This is a genomic window from Bacillus cereus, assembly GCF_025917685.1.
GTDB classification, from domain to species: domain Bacteria; phylum Bacillota; class Bacilli; order Bacillales; family Bacillaceae_G; genus Bacillus_A; species Bacillus_A cereus_AT.
Genome location: NZ_CP089518.1, coordinates 3024217 through 3039891 on the forward strand (window position 1 = coordinate 3024217; position 15675 = coordinate 3039891).

Below are 15675 nucleotides of genomic sequence, written 5' to 3' on the forward strand. Positions count from 1 at the left end.
ATTTTCCAAATCATCTATACTGCCGCATATTCACCCTCTACTGGCACCTACATGATATTTTCATCATCCCTCCCATAAAGTCCTTATTCTTCTAATTACTACATGACCATGTTCCATCGCTACATTAGAACGACATCTATAAAATATTTATAAGGAGTGAAATACATGGGTTCAACAAAGCTCACAGGACGAGTAATTTACAAAGGAGATCCCGGTTATATAGAAGCTATTAAGAATTGGAATCCTTACGTTGATGTCTTCCCCCTCGTCTTTGTTTTTGCACAAAATTCATATGATGTCAGTAACGCCATTAAATGGGCTCGCGAAAATCATGTTCCCTTACGTGTCAGAAGTGGTCGGCATGCACTAGATAAAAATCTTTCTGTAGTAAATGGCGGCATTGTTATCGATGTAAGTGATATGAACAAAGTTAGTTTAGATAAAAAGAATGGTATAGCAACCGTTCAAACTGGAATTCACGTCGGCCCACTTGTGAAAGGACTAGCTAGAGAAGGATTTATGTCACCATTTGGAGATAGTCCAACAGTTGGAATTGGTGGCATTACAATGGGCGGTGGATTTGGTGTAGTTTCACGAACAATCGGTCTAATAAGTGATAACCTTATTGCTTTGGAAACAGTAGATGCGACAGGCCGAATCATCCAAGCAGATCCATGTTGCAATAAAGATTTATTATGGGCTTCTAGAGGTGGTGGCGGTGGAAATTTCGGATACAATACTGAATATACATTGAAGCTTCACCGTGCTCCTAAAACTGCCACAGTCTTCAATATCATTTGGCCATGGGATCAGTTAGAAACTGTTTTCAAAGTTTGGCAAGAATGGGCACCTTTTGTAGATTCACGATTAGGATGCCTACTTGAAATTTACAGCAAAATAAATGGACTTTGTCATGCAGAAGGTATTTTTTTAGGTTCAAAAAACGAGCTTATAAGCTTATTAGAACCTTTAACAAGTGCTGGAACTCCAACACAAATTGTTATAGAAGAATTACCCTATCCAGCCGCTATAGATTTCTTAGATCCAGATGAGCCAATCCCTGGTCGATCTGATCAGAGCGTTAAGTTTTCTTCGGCTTGGGCACTTAACCTTTGGCCGGAAGAGCCTATTTCAATTATGAAACAATTTTTAGAAGAAGCTACTGGAACAGAAGCTAATTTCTTTTTTATTAATTGGGGAGGTGCTATAAGTAAAGTACCTAGCAATAAAACAGCTTTCTTTTGGCGTAGCCCATTATTTTATACGGAATGGACTGCTAGTTGGAAAGATAAGTCCGAAGAGGCTGCAAATCTAGCATCAGTTGAAAGAGTACGCCAATTAATAAAACCTTATGTAACTGGTTCTTATGTTAATGTTCCAGATCAAAACATCGAAAATTTCGGACAAGAATATTACGGATCAAACTTTGCTAAACTTCGGAAAATAAAAGCAAAATATGACCCTGAAAATCTATTCCGCTTTCCACAAAGTATACCACCCTCTTCCTCTTGTTAATGTATAACAAAATAAATAAAACCTCTTTAATTTAAATAAAAAAAGGAACTCTTACAATCGTAAGAGTTCCTTTTTCATCATACCAATTGCCCATCTCTAAGCGTCAATATACGATCACATACATCGAGCATTCTTTCATCATGTGTAATCATAATTGCTGCTTTTTGACTTTCTTTCACTTCACGTTTCATCATTTCAACGACTTCACGTGCACGTTTTGAATCTAAGCTTGCAGTTGGCTCATCAGCTAATATTAAATCTGGGTTGTTCATGAAAGCACGAGCGATTGCCACCCTTTGTTTTTCTCCACCAGATAGTTGATTGGGATAATGTTTTTTTCTTTCTCCTAATCCAAATGCCGCTAATAAATGATCCGCACGCTTTTCTGATTCTTGTTTACTTTCTTTTTTTAGCTTTGCAATGTAAAGTAATTGTTCTTTTACATTTAAATATGGAACAAGGTTTGCAAATTGGAAAATGAATCCGATTTTTTTCAAACGAATATCTGTCATTTCCTTTTCTGATAACTGCGTAATATTTTGCTCACGAATGTAAATATCCCCTTTTGAAGGTGATAGTAATGCACCCGCGATTGATAATAATGTACTTTTCCCTGATCCAGAAGGACCGACGATTCCGATAAACTCTCCAGCTTTCACATCAAGCGACATCGGATGAAGGGCTGTTACTTCAGTATTCCCTTCCCCGTACACTTTACTTACTTTGTCTAATTTTAATAATGAAGTCATTACATCCCGCCTCCAATTGCTTCTAATGCATCAACTTTTAATACTTGATATAACGAAATAAGTGTTCCTAAAATACTAATTACGATAAAGATTACTGCATATTGTGCAATCATCGGTGTCGTTAATAAGAACGGCATACCTGCTGGTAAAATTTGTTCTAACCCTTGTACAAGAACGATGCTGATTATCATCGCCACGACTGATAAGAATAGCGCCTGTACGACTAAGCTATTTGCTAAATAAGTGTTCTTTGTACCAATTGCTTTTAATACACCTAATTGCTGTGTTTTTTGCAGTGTAATTACGTAGAAGAATACACCGATTAGTAACGCAGCGATAACAAGTAGGAATGCAATGATCATCGTTAATGTTCCTTGCTCTTCTTTAAATCCTGGAATGCTTTGTAATACTTCTTTTTTGTCGATAACATGTGCATTTTTAATTTCTTTATCTGTATTAAGCGCAATTGCACTATAATCTTTTTGATTTGGTTGAGAGATAGAGCCCCATACGTCTTCATTTACATAAACGACTGGTGTATGGCTAAACATTTGATCTTTCGTAAATCCAACGATTTTAAATTCTTTCTTTGAAACAGGATCGATAATTGTATCCCCAATATCTACTCCTTTTTCTTTAATTGATTCGTCAGCAACCATTTCGTTGTTTGCTGTACCTAATTTCTCACCTTTTACAATTTTCGGTTCTAAAAATGAATCACGTTCGCTTGAGAAAATAGCGACATCAACTTTTTTCGAACTATCTTTCTTTTCATAAGTTGAAATCTTCACACGAAACGGAACTGCCTCTTTCTCGCCGGCTTGATTTACTACGTTATCTACATCATCTTTCTTAATTTGTGAACGAAGTAATTTATTTTCCGCATCATCTGCTAAAACGAACTTATTTGCCTCCATATTTTGAATTGACGATGCATTATCATACGACAACCCATTTGCTAATCCTGAAATCACAAGGACTAAAAATGATAATAACACCATAATAAGTCCGATTAACCCGTATCTTAATTTTGATTGTTTTAATTCACGCAGAGCTAAAAACATTTCGCTCGCTCCCTTCTCTTACTTTCTATGCACTTATCATAAAAAAGAAATATGAACGGAATATGAACAGAAGATCAAAAAATAAAGATTAAATTTTCTGAAAGTATTGAAAACAAATATAATCCTTGATACAATTCAGTCAAATAATATTGACCGAGTAATTTAATTTAAGGAGTTGATCATTTTGAAACCCATGTTCACACTAACTACTTATAGCCAACTAAAAGCAATGAGCGATCCACTACGAGTCGAAATGATGATGCGTCTATGTGAACGTCCTTATACAGGGCAACTACTATCTGAGAAATTCGGCATTTCAAGGGCGAAAATTCATTATCATTTAAAAGAATTAGAGAAGAATGGTTTTATAGAAATCGTCTATACAGAAGAAAAAAATGGCATCGTTCAAAAATTTTATCAATCTGTCGCTAGAGGCTTTACCCCTGCCGCAGAACTATTACCTCATTTAGAAATATTAAGCGAATCAGGTCGCCAAATCTTTTTACAAATGACGGAAAGAACGAAAAGCCATATTCTCGCTGCACCAGAAGAAGCTTTTACATTACGAAAAGTAAGCGAAGACCCCTCTGAGTGGAATTATGTTTCATCCTGCTGGGAGTTTGATGCTAAGCCAGAACAATTTCAAGTGTGGGTGAAAAAATTTTATGAATTGATGGCTGAATTAAATGAGATCACAAAAGACGCGGATAAAGATCCAAATAGTAAATCATATTACATTTCTACTACTGCACTACAAATCGATGAGCGAGCAATGCAACGCTTTGTTAAAAAAGAAGAAAAATCGTAATTCGATTTTTTTTACAACAACGGTCAATTTTATTTTACCGAATAAATTTATTATAAAGGAGTAGATTAAATGGACATATTAAAAAACCGGAATTTCCTCTTATTGTTTTTAGGGAGAATTTTTACAAACATAGGAGATAGCTTGTATTATGTCGCCGCAATGTGGCTCGTATATAAGCTGAGTGGCAATCCTTTTTATTCTGGATTAGCTGGTTTTCTTACATTATTACCTTCTGCACTTCAATTTCTTACTGGTCCATTCGTTGATAGGTGGCCAATTAAAAACACCCTCGTCATCACACAAGTTCTGCAATGCATTCTTATATTAATCATTCCTATTACACACTACTTCGACCTATTAACAGTCCAACTACTACTCATCATTATGCCCATCGTAGCCTTTATCGAACAATTCGCCTATCCCGCACAATCGAAAGCTTTACCACTTCTACTGCATAAAACACAATTATTAAAAGGAAACTCACTCTTTTCATTTGCATATCAAGGCATTGATTTAATTTGTACGACTCTTTCTGGAATATTAGTAGCACTACTTGGCGCAATCACTTTATATGTAATAGACTCTTTTACATTCGCGATTACTGCCCTTTTGTTCTTTTCATTGAAAATGCCAAAGCAAACAGAAACCAATACATCACTTTCAACTAAACAATATTTCACTGATTTAAAAGAGGGGTTTTCGATCGTCTTCCGTTCATTAATGGGCGTATTCTTAATCGGTTCAGTAGTCGCTAATTTTTCAATTGGTATGACGATGGCCATACTCCCTTCTTTCGCTGATTCTTTAGGAGGCGTGAAATCATATGGCTTCTTCTTAGCTGCTATATCAGCAGGTAGTCTCATCGGTGCTTTATTCAGTTCATGGGTTGGCAAACGTCATGTTGGCCGTGTCTCCATTATTAGCTTTGCGGCTGGTGCTTTCTTTTGGTTTCTCTCTACGATTGTACCGTTTCAATGGTTATCCATTTTTTTATTCGGCCTAGCTTGGATACCAATTGGTGCGACCAACATATTATTTGCGACAATTAGTCAAACTTTAATTCCAAATCAATATATTGGACGCATCAACTCTGTCATGCGAAGTATGGGTACAATCGCTATGCCGCTTGGTTCATTAATTGGCGGATACACCGCAAATGTATATAGTAGCCAACTCATTTTCGCGCTCGCTAGCATCGGGATTTTATTTATTTCTCTCGTATGGCTACTTCATCCGAAATTACGAGCATTGCCGAAAGCTGATGAAATTACAGCGGATACTTTTGGGGTCCATTTTAAGGAAGAACGTGGGAAAGGTGCGGCTTTATAGCAGAAATACAGTACGTTAAATTTATATCAGCGCAACTCGAATTATATCGACTTACCGACAAAAAACGACCAAAAAAGAGGCCGTTCCAAAACAGCCTCTTCCTTTTCATTTATTTCGGAAGCTCAACCTGAACGGTCGTCCCTTCCCCTTTCGTACTATACACTGAAACATTTCCATTATGCAGTTCCACAATCTTCTGCACAATCGATAATCCTAAACCACTACCTTCTACGTTTCTTGCTCTTGCTGTATCTACTTTGTAAAAACGATCAAATATACGATCCATTTCTTCTTTTTCCATACCAATTCCGTTGTCTGATATAGAGATCATAACGCTAGATTCTAATTCTTCTACAACAAATTCAATCGTATCGCCATCGTTTGAAAACTTAATGCTATTCGTAAAAATATTGCTCCATACTTGATGCAGTAAGTTTTCATCACCTTTTATAGTGATGTCCGGTACATCAAATTCAACAGCTATATCTTTCTCACGCCACTTCCATTCGAGCATAAAAATGACGTCTTTAATTTGCTTTTGTAGGTGAAACTCTTTAATTTGTAAAACTTTCTCTTCTTTATCTAGTGAAGCGAGCGTAAGTAACTGTTTACATAAACTAGACATCCGCTTACTTTCGCCCTCAATAATTTTCAAGTAACGTTTTCTTTCCTCTTCACTCATATTCTCCGACTGTAATGTTTTCGAAAAACCTTGTATCGAAGAAAGTGGCGATTGGAATTCATGAGAAACGTTAGAAACGAATTCTTGTCTCATTTGATCTAATTCTTTTATACTCTTCGTCATCTTTTGAAAATTAGTCGCTAGCGTACCAATTTCATCTTTTCGATTTTCATCTAATTCAATATCATATTCACCACTTGCAATCTTTTTGGTAGCTTTCGTAAATGTTCGAATGGGACGAACAATATAACCTGCTGCGATCGCTATAAAAATGATACTTAATAAAACGATAAAACCGAGTAATACTGCTAAGAAAATTCTCATCTCGCCAAATTGTTGCTGAATATCAGGGCGAATAAATAAAGCGTACTGTTTATCACCATGTTTTAATGGGACACCTACACTATTAATTAATTCATTATCGAAAAATCCTGTAATAAACAAACGGGTTGGATATGTGGAAACGCCATTAAACGTTTCACCTTGCAATACTTTATGAACTGTATCATCACTAATCTTTATTTTACGAAACGCATTCCCGATACGCTTTCCATTCTTTTGGTCATCTACAATATAAATTTCATATCCTAATTTCGCAATAGACTGTAAGTATACCTCTTTATTTTCTTCACTTTGCTTTTCATATAATGATTTTACTTCTTCAGCATACTTTAAAATCTTTTCACTATTGTACGGTTTTAACTTCACTTGATAGTACACATTCGTTAATAAAAAGCCAATTATACTACTAAGTAGCATAATTCCAACTGTCATAAAAACAAATCTAGAATACAGTGATTTCATCTTATTTCAACTCCAACTTATAACCGAGCCCGCGTATTGTCGTAATTTGAAAATCATCAGTTCGTTTTGAAAAACGATCTCTAAGACGTTTTACATGAACATCAACCGTTCGTTCGTCCCCTTCAAAATCCATTCCCCATACTAGCTCAATTAACTCTTCTCTTGAAAATGTTCTTCCAGGATAACTAGCTAATTGTGATAATAATTCAAATTCCTTTAATGGAAGCAAAATCGTCTGCCCGTTACACTTCACTTCAACACCTTTACGATCAATTGTCGTTCCATGAAGTGTAATAATGTCAGCACTAAGCATTTGATAACGACGCAATAATGCTTTCATACGGAAAATCACTTCAGCTGGCTCAAATGGTTTTACAATATAATCGTCCGTACCAGAAATAAATCCTTTTTCTTTATCAACTAACTGATCTTTCGCCGTTAATAAAATAACAGGAATATCATGATACTTCCGTATTTCTTCACATAACGTATAACCATCAACGAACGGCATCATAATGTCTACTATCGCAAGATGAATATTTTCCTTTTCTAAAACGTCTTGCGCTACCTTTCCATCTTCCGCTTCAAAAACTTTAAACCCCTCTTTTTGTAAATGGTAATGTAATAACTCTCTAATATGCTTATCATCATCAGCTAATAAAATATGTATCATCTTCATTAAACCCTCTCTTGTTCATCCTTCTACATTCTTACATTAAGAAACAATTGTACTTTTTGCAAGAAAAAGAAAAACAATTACAGCATTAATTTTTTCATGGCAATGAGCTAAATTTTAAAATCCATTAAGTGAAATTATTGAGGTTATCAAAGATACTACGCATTAGAACCACAATACAGTACAATAGATCGTATGATAATGTAGCTTTGGAATAAAGGTTCATAAATAATACCTACAAGCCAATATTTTATGATAAATAAAAAGAATCCATTTTGAAATAGATTTTAAATAGACTAAACTAAGAAGAGGATATTACGTTCAATATATGAGCATATATCCTCTTTTCTTATAAACATTAGATTACTTATACAGATAATAAAAATAAAACTCTATATGTATGACAAATTCAGAAAAATTTGTATAATTTAGATAACTAACGTATCTCGTAACGGAAAGCGTTGTGAGGTCTTTAGACTGAGCGTTAATTGCTTTAGGCGTGCAGTGCTATGAGAGTTACAAGAGGTTCTCATAGAGAATAACAACAAAGGATACATATTACTGGATCCAAAAGGATTCCCTGTAATAAATCATTTAAGAGGTGACGATTATTAATGAAACAACAAGAACGTATTATCTTTCGTGAGGTTCAGCGACCACAACAAATTTGGGTATGGATACTCATATTGGGGATTTCCGCACTGATGTGGTATGGATTCATTCAACAAATTATCCTTGATACCCCGTTTGGAGATAAACCAGCTCCCAATGGTGTGTTAATTGCTTTGTGGTTGTTTTTTGGGATTGCCTTTCCTGTATTAATGCTTGGGGTATTGAAGCTGATCGTAGAGGTCCGTGAAAAAGGTCTTTATGTCCGTTTTGTTCCTTTTCATTTTCAATATAAACAGTACCTTTTCAAAAATATACGTCACTATGAAAGCATTACTTACAGTCCACTAAAAAGATTCGGAGGATGGGGAATTCGTTTTAACCTTAAGGGTGAAACGGCCTATAATATGAATGGAAAGAAAGGTATTGAGTTAAAGTTAAAATATAATACAGTGGTAATCGGCACTCAAAAACCGGACGAATTAAAAAAAGCATTGGACTCGGCACAAAAAGCATAATGAAAATTAATCGTCAACAAACGGGCATTATTGTGGAATAAGAAAGGACATTACATATTAGTCATATAAAATATATAATGTCCTTGAATTTATTTGTTTTTTTTAAAATTTAGGTCTTGATAATTAAATGATCAAAATAGGTTCTCATATTTTCGCATTAAGATTATTTCAATAAAAAATATTGCTCATTTTCTGCCTTTTTAAAAACTAATTCTAACTCTTATTAAGCCTTAGAAATATCAACAAATCCTTCTCCAAATACGTCACGAACATCGTGTATAGCGATGAACGCAGCCGGATCCGTAGTTTGAACAATCCGTTTTAGCTTCACTACTTCTTGTTTATTAATAACAATATAAAGAATTTCCTTCGGAGTTTTCGTGTAATATCCATGACCTGAATACACAGTAACTCCTCTGCCCATTAAGGTAGTCACCTTCCCGGCAATTTCATTCGGGTTATCAGAAATAATCGTAATGGCCTTTTTCGGATTTAAACCTTCAATTACAAATTCCATTACTTTCGTTCCTACATATAGCATAATAATTGTCAGCATCAGTTTTTCTGCACCAATGATGAAATAAGATGAAAACGCAACGATTAAATCGAAGAACAGTAGACCGTAGCTAATGCTCCAACCTAAGTACTTATGTGTCATCCTCGCTAAGATGGTAGTACCTGCTGTCGTTCCACCAACGCGAATGATGAGACCAATCCCGCATCCGATAAATATTCCACCGAAAATGGCATTTACGAGCATTTCATCAGAAGCAATCGTCCATCCTTCTGTTAAATGAAGGAATAGCGAGTTCGTAACTACAGCAATAATCGTATAAATCGTTGTGATCTTATTTAAAAATTTATAGCCGACTATTAATAAAATCGCATTTAAAATTAAATTGACTAAACCTGGTGACCACTCAAATAAGTAGTAAGTAATAATCGTGATCCCTGTTACCCCGCCTTCACCGAACTCATTCGGGATAACAAACAAATTGACACCTAAAGCAAAAAGGAATGCACCAATAATAATAAAAATAATGTCTGTCGTTCTTTTTTTCATACAGTACCTCACTTCTTATGTAAATATTTCTTCAGATATAAACTCTCACCATTATATCGTGGAATATTCAAATCGAACAGTGGTTTATTTTTATTTTAATATAGGATGATAAATCAACTTTATCCTATATCCACATGTAATTAAAAAAGGATAACAACTGTATTTATTATGTGCTACAAATAAAGTTTTGATTTCACATGCAATTTACCCTAAAAAATGTATATGAACACTCTCACTCGCACAAACTTCGAATACAAAACAAATAGGCGAAGCTATCGAATAGACTTCGCATCAAGCATTTGATTACAGAGATTTATATACAATTTTATACCTCCGTATGTTGTTGATTTTGTTTGGTTGATCATTTCTCTTTATTTCTTCCGGGCAATGAACTCTTTTCTTCAAACAAAAAAACTCCATTAAATTTGCATACTTAGTATGCAAATTCAGGAGTTTTTTCATATACTACGATTCGGATTCACTTCAAATACATACAATTCATTTTTTATACCTAACTTTACTTATTCAAAATTAGCACGAGGTTCCTCTAACCCCTTCTTACTACTCCAGTTAAATAAGCTTTCAGACTTCGTTTGCTGCCCTGGCTTCACAAACAACATTGCCCCCATTGCAATAGCGGCTAAAATGGCAGCTACGATAAACATAGAAGGATAGCCATAACTTACAACTAAATATCCAGTTAATGTCGGGGCTAAGATTGTCGCGATATTAGCGATGAAATGCATAATTCCACTATATGTTCCTGAGTAAGCAGGAGCAGCCGTATCGACAATAATTGCCCAAAATAATGAACTTGGTAAAAAAGCAAACGCATTTCCAAGCGACATAAGCGCTAATACAGCTACATAATTGTCCATTACGGGAATGAAGCTAAAACATATTGCTGTAAGTAATAAAGAAATAATTGGTAACCCTGTTCGAGCTAAACGAAGATTCCCTGTTTTACGTAAAATACGATCAGATAGCTTCGCCCCTAGCGGCAATGTTATACATGCTCCAAGCCAAGGAATCATCCCAAGATACCAAAGGGAAGATAATTGAAAATGGAATACATCTTGCAAATATTTCGGTGTCCAAGTTAATATTAAAAAATTGATATATTGAAAGCAAAAATATGCTATCGTAACCATAACGAATGTCGGAACTTTAAAAAAGGAGTACCATGGCTCTTTTGAAGTTTCTTTCTCTGCTTTTACTGCTTGAAGCACACCTTCCGTACTTCGTATTTCAGCTAGTTCTTCTTTTGTCACTCGCGGATGATCCTCAGGCATATTCGTAAAAGTAAAATACCAAATAATCGCCCATACAATCCCAATTGTACCAAGGATAAAAAACATGATTTTCCAACTTGTAAAAGATAGTAAGAAGACCGCTACAGGTGCAGTTAATACTGCTCCTAACGGAACGCCAACAAAACCAAGAGATGTTAGAAAAGCTCTTTCTTTTGGAGCTGCCCAGTTTGCTGCTGTCTTATTCGAAACCGAGAAAGATGGCCCTTCTGTTAATCCAAATAAAACGCGGAAGATAGCAAATCCTATTAAAGCAGACCCTCCAAAAACAGCAATCCCTATTTCTCCAGCAAAAGCGGTCGCAATTTCAAAAATAGACCAAGCGGTTGCTGCTATGATCCATACAAATTTCGGCCCCTTTTTATCTGAAAAAATACCTCCTAATAAAGAACCAATCATGTAACCGTAACCAAAATACCCTAATATAGCTCCCCACTCCTTCGGGTCAAAGCCATATTCTTTTATAATGAAAGACTGCGCATAAGCGATGGCCCCTCGATCAATATAATTCACCATCGTAATAAACGTGAGCATTGTAAAGACATAATAACGAAATTTATTCTTCATCAAAACCCCCACTCCCCTCGTATTCTTTTGTTTTTCTCTCTAATCCTTTAATAAAATGACATGAACCTTTCCAGGACCATGAACTCCAAAAGCTAATTCCATCTCAATATCACCTGTCCGGCTAGGCCCAGTGATAAAATTAATACAGGCAGGTAATCCATTCGAAACTTGTTCATGAACTCTGGTTACTCCTTCTGTTAAACGTCTATAAATTGTATGCTCTGAGAGAATCGCTACATAAACTGCTGGCAAAACGCTAACTAAACGTCCGCGTCCACCACCATTCCATAAAACAACTGTTCCCGTCTCAGCGAGTCCCATTTCGGCATATGTAATTCCCATATCTACTTGAGCTGCATAATCCCGTAGTTCTCTTTCCTCTTCTTTACTTTGCCAAATTCGATGAGAAACGAAATTTCCTGTTAAATACTTTCCTATTTCAAGCTGATGTAATCTATCATCATCCCAATACACCGCAGATTGAACATTAAATTTATGTACAACATACTGAAGTGCACTCTCTATTTCTGAACGGTATATATGACTTACTTCTGTATGTAAAATATTCAAGTTTGCAATAAACTGCTTTATTAAAATTTCGTGATTTATCTCTTTAGGAAAGTGGCTGAGTGGATCGTTTTTCCACCTGGGAGGAGTAACCCCCGAGCGACGTTCTCGGTTTAGTTTCCGTGCGATATTGTTTAAAAAAGATTGTTGTACATCCGTATTCATATTATGAATCCCTCATTTCTTTTTTCCACCAATCACGGAATGATTGTTTCGCAGGTTTTGGAAAATCTCTACTTTCTGTCCACCCTTTTAATGGGCCTGGACCATTCGCAATATAACCATCTTTTGCAAATATTGATAAACCTGTGTGTGCCATTTTAATAGCTTTCTCATAAACGAATGGATGACTCGCCATAAACGTGAAACCTTTAAAGGCCAGTTGCTCAAATTTCGTTATAAACCCTTGTTCCACCACATCTTTACGGTGTTCAATGAGAAGGTCATGTAATGGAATTTTCACGGGGCAAACATCTGTACATGCTCCGCACAAACTTGATGCAAAAGGTAATTCTTTTAATTCTTCATATCCTTCTAATAAAGGCGCTAGTACTGCCCCAATTGGCCCGCTATAAACACTTCCATAAGCATGGCCCCCAATATTACGATACACAGGACAAACATTTACACAAGCTCCGCACCTTATACACTTTAATACTTCTTCATAAGCAGTTCCTAAAATATCAGAACGGCCATTATCTAGAATAATTAAATGAAATTCTTCAGGTCCATCCATATCTTCATGTAAACGCGCTCCATTAATTCCAGTTACATAAGATGTAATCTTTTGGCCTGTAGCACTTCTTGTTAACATTGAAACGACTACATCAAGATCTTTCCATGTGGGAACAAGGCGTTCCATCCCCATAATAGCAATATGAACTTTTGGCAATGTCGTAGTAAGACGAGCATTTCCCTCATTACTTATAAGAACAACTGATCCAGATTCCGCTACCGCAAAGTTACAACCAGAAATACCAATATCAGCTTCTAAAAACTCTTTACGCAATTGCTCCCTAGCAAATTGCAGTAATTGATTCGTATCAACTGGGATCTTTCTTCCTGCTTCCTTAGAAAAAAGCTCTGCTACTTGTTCCTTCGTCTTATGAATGGCTGGGGCGATTAAATGAGATGGAGCTTCTCCAGCTAGTTGAATAATGTACTCCCCAAGATCAGACTCTACTACTTTTACCCCTATCTCTTCTAATTTTTTATTAAGGTGTATTTCTTCTGAAACCATGGACTTTGACTTAATTACTGATTTCGCTCCTTTTTTTCTTGCGATTTCAGAAACATACGATACGGCATCTTCTGCTTTGAAAGCAAAATGAACATGCCCCCCATTTTTTCGAACATTAGTAGCTAATTGTTCCAAATAACTATCTAAATTTTCAATTGTATGCATCCGAATTTCAGATGCTGCCTCGCGCCATTCTTCAATATTCCCTAATTCCTGTGTAGCTTGTTCCCGTCCCATCCGAAGCCTATCTTGTGTAAACGGAACCGCGCTTCTCATCTGCGGATCGTGCAACGCTTTATCTACTCTTTTCAAAAAAACTTGTTCCCTCGCCACACTCATTTATTCAGCCCCTTCGCCAGTACTTCTGCTACATGTAACACTTGAATATTTTTATTTTCCCTGCGCAATCTTCCTCCAATATTCATAAGACATCCCATATCTGCTCCAATTAAGAGATTGGCTTCTGTCGCCTCAATATGTTTTATTTTTTCATCAACCATCGTTTCAGAGATCGAGCTCATTTTTACTGCAAAAGTACCACCAAACCCGCAGCAATCTTGGCAATATGGTAATTCTTTTACGTCTAAACCTTCTACTTGCGATAATAACTTAAGTGGTTCCTCTTTTATCCCAAGCGCCCGACTCATATGACAAGATTGATGGAAAACCGCTTTCTCAACTAGCTTAGATTTCAAATCATTTTTTCCAAGTACATTCACTAAAAAATCCGTCAACTCATACGTTCTATCCGCTAAATGAACCGCTTTTTCATACCATTCACTATCATCTTTAAACATCTCTTTATAATAATGATGAACCATGCTAGCACAAGAACCTGAAGGAGTCACAATATATTCACTATGTTCAAATGCTTTGATCATTTGCTTTGCTGCTAGTTTTGCTTCTTCTTGATATCCGCTATTGTAAGCTGGTTGCCCGCAACAAGTCTGTCCTTCAGGGAAATCTAGTTCCACTCCACATTGATTCATAATTTCTACGACACTCTTACCTACTTGAGGAAAAAACATATCTGATAAACAAGTAATAAATAACGAAACTTTCATAAAAATCCCCCCTCAAAACGATACAATCTATTTTCAAATTATTAATCTATCGAATGAAATTTTTAAATTTTTAGAATTTTCTATTTTTAAAACTTTTTGTTTATGATATCATGTGGGAGATTATATGAAAACTATCTATTAGGTTGTTTTTGTATACAAAAATGGTATAGAAAGGGACTTTGACATGGATATAAGAAAACTTCGTTACTTTATTGTAATCGCTGAGGAAAAACAGCTTACCCGTGCTGCCCACCGACTTCATATGGCACAGCCACCTCTAAGTAGACAACTATCGCTACTAGAACAAGAATTATCAGTAAACTTATTTGAAAGAAATGGTCGAAATATGCATTTGACTGAAGAAGGTAAAATTTTATATACGAAAGCCAAAAACATTATTCATCAATTAGAAGAAACTATTACGGAAATTAAAGATACCGGTGAAGGGCTAAGGGGCAAACTATCTATTGGAGCATTTCATTCTTGCATTCCTTTTCTCTCTGAAAAAATCCGCTATTTTCAAGATAACTATCCAAATGTGAACTTAAAAATATGGGAAGGTGGCCCTTTATACTTAATAGAGCAATTAGAAAATCGGTATATCGAACTCGCTATCTTACGTACACCCTTTAATAAAGATATTTTTTCTAGTATTTGTTTATCAAAAGAACCTTTCGTATTAGTCATGCCTGCTAAATGGGAACTATATCATTCACACCTTCCAATCCCTCTAACCGAGTTAAGTCATATTCCCCTTTTACTTTTACATAAAGATAAAGAAAACAGCTATCATCAGCTCGTCATCGATGAATGCAAACACCTTGGTATAAAGTTAAATGTAGCATGTGAATGTCCTGACTCAGCATTTATTCTTATGCTTATCATGACTGGAATCGGCGCCTCTATCTTGCCGAAAAGCGCTGTATCTCATATCCCACAAGAATTTATAAAAATAGTAGATTTAATAGATTTCCCTTATGAGTCTGAATCATCGATTATATGGCTGAAAGATCGGAAACTTTCTAAAAGAGCTCAAAGATTTATAGAATGTACATGAATTTATTTTAGAGGTGTAGCGATGAATCCCTTCGCTTCTCTATCACTATTACC

General features: G+C 35.7%; 14 protein-coding genes. 5 read left to right on the plus strand and 9 right to left on the minus strand.

Features of this window, described 5'->3' with window-relative positions:
• The first annotated feature begins 165 nt into the window (after positions 1 to 165).
• A complete protein-coding gene (locus tag LUS72_RS15705) occupies positions 166 to 1515 on the plus strand; it encodes an FAD-binding oxidoreductase (RefSeq protein WP_097830305.1) in 1350 nt (449 codons plus the stop codon).
• Between the two features lie 77 nt (positions 1516 to 1592).
• On the opposite strand, the gene LUS72_RS15710 is transcribed toward LUS72_RS15705, so the two are convergent.
• Both LUS72_RS15710 and LUS72_RS15715 read right to left on the minus strand, forming a co-directional pair.
• On the minus strand, positions 1593 to 2264 hold the full coding sequence (locus tag LUS72_RS15710; protein WP_097830306.1) for an ABC transporter ATP-binding protein: 672 nt from the start codon (positions 2262 to 2264) through the stop codon (positions 1593 to 1595).
• Positions 2264 to 3328, minus strand: a complete 1065-nt coding sequence (locus tag LUS72_RS15715) for an ABC transporter permease (RefSeq protein WP_097830307.1) — start codon at positions 3326 to 3328, stop codon at positions 2264 to 2266. The genes LUS72_RS15710 and LUS72_RS15715 overlap by 1 nt, the downstream gene beginning before the upstream one ends.
• A gap of 184 nt (positions 3329 to 3512) precedes the next feature.
• Between LUS72_RS15715 and LUS72_RS15720 the strand changes: the two genes are divergently transcribed.
• Entirely contained in the window at positions 3513 to 4136 is a 624-nt protein-coding gene (locus LUS72_RS15720) for an ArsR/SmtB family transcription factor (RefSeq protein WP_097830308.1), read from the plus strand.
• 69 nt (positions 4137 to 4205) lie between these two features.
• Complete coding sequence (locus LUS72_RS15725) at positions 4206 to 5465, plus strand: MFS transporter (RefSeq protein WP_097830309.1); 1260 nt, start codon at positions 4206 to 4208, stop codon at positions 5463 to 5465.
• Between the two features lie 109 nt (positions 5466 to 5574).
• Here LUS72_RS15725 and LUS72_RS15730 read toward each other — a convergent pair whose 3' ends face one another.
• A complete protein-coding gene (locus LUS72_RS15730) occupies positions 5575 to 6951 on the minus strand; it encodes a sensor histidine kinase (RefSeq protein ID WP_097830310.1) in 1377 nt (458 codons plus the stop codon).
• A 1-nt stretch (position 6952) separates the two neighbouring features.
• A complete protein-coding gene (locus tag LUS72_RS15735; protein WP_097830311.1) occupies positions 6953 to 7630 on the minus strand; it encodes a response regulator transcription factor in 678 nt (225 codons plus the stop codon).
• Between the two features lie 611 nt (positions 7631 to 8241).
• On the opposite strand from LUS72_RS15735, the gene LUS72_RS15740 reads away from it, so the two are divergent.
• Positions 8242 to 8754, plus strand: coding sequence for a DUF6141 family protein (locus LUS72_RS15740; RefSeq protein WP_097830312.1), 513 nt, complete (start codon positions 8242 to 8244; stop codon positions 8752 to 8754).
• 223 nt (positions 8755 to 8977) lie between these two features.
• Here the strand turns inward: LUS72_RS15740 and LUS72_RS15745 are convergent, their stop codons facing one another.
• The 5 genes from LUS72_RS15745 to LUS72_RS15765 all read right to left on the minus strand — a co-directional run bounded on the left by LUS72_RS15745 (position 8978) and on the right by LUS72_RS15765 (position 14565).
• Positions 8978 to 9817 carry a YitT family protein gene (locus LUS72_RS15745; protein ID WP_097830313.1) on the minus strand — a complete coding sequence of 280 codons (840 nt, stop codon included), beginning with the start codon at positions 9815 to 9817 and terminating at the stop codon, positions 8978 to 8980.
• A 521-nt stretch (positions 9818 to 10338) separates the two neighbouring features.
• The gene (locus tag LUS72_RS15750) at positions 10339 to 11694 is read right to left on the minus strand and encodes an MFS transporter (protein WP_097830314.1); all 1356 of its coding nucleotides are present in this window, start codon (positions 11692 to 11694) and stop codon (positions 10339 to 10341) included.
• A 39-nt stretch (positions 11695 to 11733) separates the two neighbouring features.
• Positions 11734 to 12426, minus strand: coding sequence for a LutC/YkgG family protein (locus tag LUS72_RS15755; RefSeq protein WP_264447110.1), 693 nt, complete (start codon positions 12424 to 12426; stop codon positions 11734 to 11736).
• A 1-nt stretch (position 12427) separates the two neighbouring features.
• Positions 12428 to 13840, minus strand: coding sequence for a LutB/LldF family L-lactate oxidation iron-sulfur protein (locus tag LUS72_RS15760; protein WP_097830316.1), 1413 nt, complete (start codon positions 13838 to 13840; stop codon positions 12428 to 12430).
• Positions 13837 to 14565 (minus strand): (Fe-S)-binding protein, encoded by a 729-nt coding sequence (locus tag LUS72_RS15765; protein WP_097830317.1) that lies wholly within the window; start codon positions 14563 to 14565, stop codon positions 13837 to 13839. The genes LUS72_RS15760 and LUS72_RS15765 overlap by 4 nt, the downstream gene beginning before the upstream one ends.
• 184 nt (positions 14566 to 14749) lie before the next feature.
• Between LUS72_RS15765 and LUS72_RS15770 the strand changes: the two genes are divergently transcribed.
• On the plus strand, positions 14750 to 15622 hold the full coding sequence (locus LUS72_RS15770; protein WP_097830318.1) for a LysR family transcriptional regulator: 873 nt from the start codon (positions 14750 to 14752) through the stop codon (positions 15620 to 15622).
• Positions 15623 to 15675: the final 53 nt, after the last annotated feature.

Bases quoted from the DNA above. Each gene is read 5' to 3' on its own strand.
- LUS72_RS15750 (WP_097830314.1), bottom strand. From the start codon at position 11,694: ATGAAGAATAAATTTCGTTATTATGTCTTTACAATGCTCACGTTTATT.
- LUS72_RS15725 (WP_097830309.1), top strand. From the start codon at position 4,206: ATGGACATATTAAAAAACCGGAATTTCCTCTTATTGTTTTTAGGGAGA.
- LUS72_RS15715 (WP_097830307.1), bottom strand. From the start codon at position 3,328: ATGTTTTTAGCTCTGCGTGAATTAAAACAATCAAAATTAAGATACGGG.
- LUS72_RS15710 (WP_097830306.1), bottom strand. From the start codon at position 2,264: ATGACTTCATTATTAAAATTAGACAAAGTAAGTAAAGTGTACGGGGAA.
- LUS72_RS15760 (WP_097830316.1), bottom strand. From the start codon at position 13,840: ATGAGTGTGGCGAGGGAACAAGTTTTTTTGAAAAGAGTAGATAAAGCG.
- LUS72_RS15755 (WP_264447110.1), bottom strand. From the start codon at position 12,426: ATGAATACGGATGTACAACAATCTTTTTTAAACAATATCGCACGGAAA.
- LUS72_RS15705 (WP_097830305.1), top strand. From the start codon at position 166: ATGGGTTCAACAAAGCTCACAGGACGAGTAATTTACAAAGGAGATCCC.
- LUS72_RS15770 (WP_097830318.1), top strand. From the start codon at position 14,750: ATGGATATAAGAAAACTTCGTTACTTTATTGTAATCGCTGAGGAAAAA.
- LUS72_RS15745 (WP_097830313.1), bottom strand. From the start codon at position 9,817: ATGAAAAAAAGAACGACAGACATTATTTTTATTATTATTGGTGCATTC.
- LUS72_RS15730 (WP_097830310.1), bottom strand. From the start codon at position 6,951: ATGAAATCACTGTATTCTAGATTTGTTTTTATGACAGTTGGAATTATG.
- LUS72_RS15735 (WP_097830311.1), bottom strand. From the start codon at position 7,630: ATGAAGATGATACATATTTTATTAGCTGATGATGATAAGCATATTAGA.
- LUS72_RS15740 (WP_097830312.1), top strand. From the start codon at position 8,242: ATGAAACAACAAGAACGTATTATCTTTCGTGAGGTTCAGCGACCACAA.
- LUS72_RS15765 (WP_097830317.1), bottom strand. From the start codon at position 14,565: ATGAAAGTTTCGTTATTTATTACTTGTTTATCAGATATGTTTTTTCCT.